This window comes from Mycobacterium sp. (assembly GCF_050701675.1).
Lineage (GTDB): Bacteria > Actinomycetota > Actinomycetes > Mycobacteriales > Mycobacteriaceae > Mycobacterium.
In genome coordinates this window covers 1-2,543 of record NZ_JBOGDD010000870.1, presented here as the reverse complement: position 1 = coordinate 2,543, position 2,543 = coordinate 1, and the positions used below count along the sequence as shown (strand labels likewise).

The 2,543-nt window shown below is 65.9% G+C and carries 4 protein-coding genes; 1 reads left to right on the top strand and 3 read right to left on the bottom strand.

All coding sequences use genetic code 11. From position 1 onward, the window contains the following. A partial coding sequence (locus ACRDUX_RS26680; RefSeq protein ID WP_526418175.1) for an AEC family transporter occupies positions 1-419 on the bottom strand: 419 nt, incomplete at its 3' end. Positions 420-551: 132 nt separating this feature from the next. Further along, entirely contained in the window at positions 552-1,427 is an 876-nt protein-coding gene (locus ACRDUX_RS26675; protein ID WP_526418173.1) for an LLM class flavin-dependent oxidoreductase, read from the bottom strand. Positions 1,428-1,526: 99 nt separating this feature from the next. Between ACRDUX_RS26675 and ACRDUX_RS26670 the strand changes: the two genes are divergently transcribed. After that, positions 1,527-2,084 (top strand): TetR/AcrR family transcriptional regulator, encoded by a 558-nt coding sequence (locus ACRDUX_RS26670; RefSeq protein WP_526418171.1) that lies wholly within the window; start codon positions 1,527-1,529, stop codon positions 2,082-2,084. Between the two features lie 83 nt (positions 2,085-2,167). Here the strand turns inward: ACRDUX_RS26670 and ACRDUX_RS26665 are convergent. Continuing rightward, positions 2,168-2,543, bottom strand: a 376-nt coding sequence (locus ACRDUX_RS26665) for an arabinosyltransferase C-terminal domain-containing protein (protein WP_526418169.1), incomplete at its 5' end; no start/stop codon positions are given.

Here is a 2,543-nt window from a genome sequence, read left to right as displayed (position 1 = left end):
ATCCCGATGGGTGCCATGACCAAGGCCTGAAACAGGATGAGCGCCGAGATCTCGGTGGTGCTGCCGAACACGTAGGCGCTCAACGGGATACCCAAATTTCCCGCGTTGACGTAGGACCCGGTCCATCCCGCGACCGTGGATTCTCCGCGCCCTCGAGAACGAAGGGCGGCGAAGGTCAGGAAGCACAATCCGAAAGTGACCAACGCGGCCACCGCAGACAGCGACAGCTCGAGCGAAAAGATCTGTCCCAGTGTTGCTTGCGACAGGTTGAGGAGCAGTAGCGCTGGAACACCGATGTGGAAGGCGACCCGGTTCAGTACCATCCGCGCGTTGTCGCCGAGGACACCGGTGCGTCCGACGATGGCGCCAACGGCGATGACCGCGCCGATGACGCCGAAGGCCTCCAGTACTGCCAGCACCTGCTGATCCCTCGCAATGTCTTGAGCCAGCTGGGCTGACGGAGTAATCGACGAACGCCGACCTCGTTGCCTGACACATTAACGAAGTGTTGGACGGCTCCGATCCTGGCCTCGGCACCCGGGTGGTCTACGTCAGACCGAGGGGGTGATGAGCTCGTCGACGATCCATTGGGCGACGCCTGCGGGGTAGGGGTCCGGTAGTCCGAGGACCAGGTGGCCGAAGCCGGCCTCGATGGCGCGGGCGATCGCATCCCTGGTGATGCCGGGCTGGTCGTAGGAGACCTGCAGGTGCATCGACCGCACGACGGTGGCGGGGTCACGCCCGATGTCGGTGCAGTAGCGGTCCAGTAGCGCGCTGCGTTCGACGGCGTCGTCGATGTCGCCGCCGGGGATGTTCCACAGGTCGGCGTGCTCGGCGACGACGCGCAGCAGCAGCTTGGAGCGTCCACCGATGATGATCGGTGGATGCGGTCGCTGGATCGGCTTGGGGTTGCCGAACGCACCGGTGAGCTGGACGTGGGTGCCGGTGAAGTCGAACGGTTCCGGGTCGGTCCACAACCGCCGGATCACCAAGAGAGCCTCGTTGAGGCTCCCCACGGAGTCCGAGAAGTCGTCGTACGGCAGACCGTGTGCCTCGTACTCGCGCCTGGCCGCGGGGTGGCTGGGCCGGGAGCCGGCGCCGATGCCGAAGTCGAGCCGCCCTCCGGAGACGACGTCGGTGGTGGTGGCGATCTTGGCGAGCAGCGCGGGTGGGCGGAAGCGGTTGCTGGTGACGAGCAGCCCCACCCGCAGTCGGCGGGTCTGCGCGGCCAGGGCCGAGAGCAGCGTCCAGCCTTCGAAGATGGGTCCGTTCGGGTCCCCGCCGATCGGCATCAGGTGGTCGAAGAGCCAGGCGTGCTCGATCTCGGGTATTGCGTCCGCCTCCTTCCAGACCCGCAGAAGGTCGTCGTAGGTGACCTGTTGCGGCGCGGTCATGATGCCGAACCGCACCCCGGTTGTCTGGGACATGTGAACGTCTCCTTCTGAGCCTCTAGACTTTCAATAAGCGGAACAATGTTCCTCTACCGACCATACGGAACATTGTTCCGTTTAGCCAGGAGGTGTCGAGTGACGGCGCCACGGAAACGGTCAGATGCCCGCCGCAACGAGGAAGCCCTGCTCGCCGCGGCGGCGGCCGCCTTCGTCACGTCCGGTGTCGACGTGCCCGTGCGCGACATCGCCACTGCCGCCGGTGTCGGCGTCGGCACGATCTACCGGCACTTCCCGACGCGGGCCGACCTCATCGTCGCCGTCTACCGCCACCAGGTCGAAGCCTGTGCTCAAGCGGGACCGGACCTGTTGCGGGACAACGATTCCCCTTACGCCGCGCTGGCGAAGTGGATCGATCTCTTCGTCGACTTCCTCGTCACCAAGCACGGACTCGCCCGCGCCTTGCAGTCCGATGCCGCCGCATTCGAGACCCTGCACGCCTACTTCCTCGACCGCCTGGTCCCCGTGTGCGCCGGGTTGCTCGAAGCCGCTGCCGGGGCGGGGGAGATCGTCGCGGATGTCGGGGCTCTCTGGCTGATGCGCGGCGTTGGCAACCTCTGCATCGGCGCGGATACCGACCCCGACTACGACGCGCGGCGCCTGGTGCAGCTCATCGTCGCAGGTCTTAGGGCCTAGGGGTCCGTCTTGGTTGCCGAGTGCACGCATGTTTACGGGGTTTCAAGCGATTTGCGTACAACATGCGTGCACTCGGCGTTGAGTTAGGGCTCGATCCTGATCTTGCCCGGCGAATACAGCCCGCTGCGCGTCGCCGTGCCGAGCTGAAGTTGCGCTGGCTCGGCCTTCACTATCGTGTCGAACTTGCGCAGCGAGCCCCAGTCCCGGCCCCAGTCGTGCGACAGGTACGTCGCCATCAGGTTCTGCCGCAGCAGCAGATCACTGATGCCCAGCAGGCCGCCGTTGAGGCCGTCCTGCCAGGTGTCGGTGTCCTTGCGCTTGGCGTTGTAGTCGGGGGTGATGCGGAAGTTCGGGACCTCGGTGACGCCGTTGGCGTGCAGCATCGGCTGCTGGCACGGGAAGGCGAGGCCGACGGCCCAGTCCATCAGCACCGGCTGATCCGAGCCGAGGTACTGCTGG

Excerpts from the sequence above, each read along its gene's own strand:
- ACRDUX_RS26675 (WP_526418173.1), bottom strand. The coding sequence starts at position 1,427 with ATGTCCCAGACAACCGGGGTGCGGTTCGGCATCATGACCGCGCCGCAA.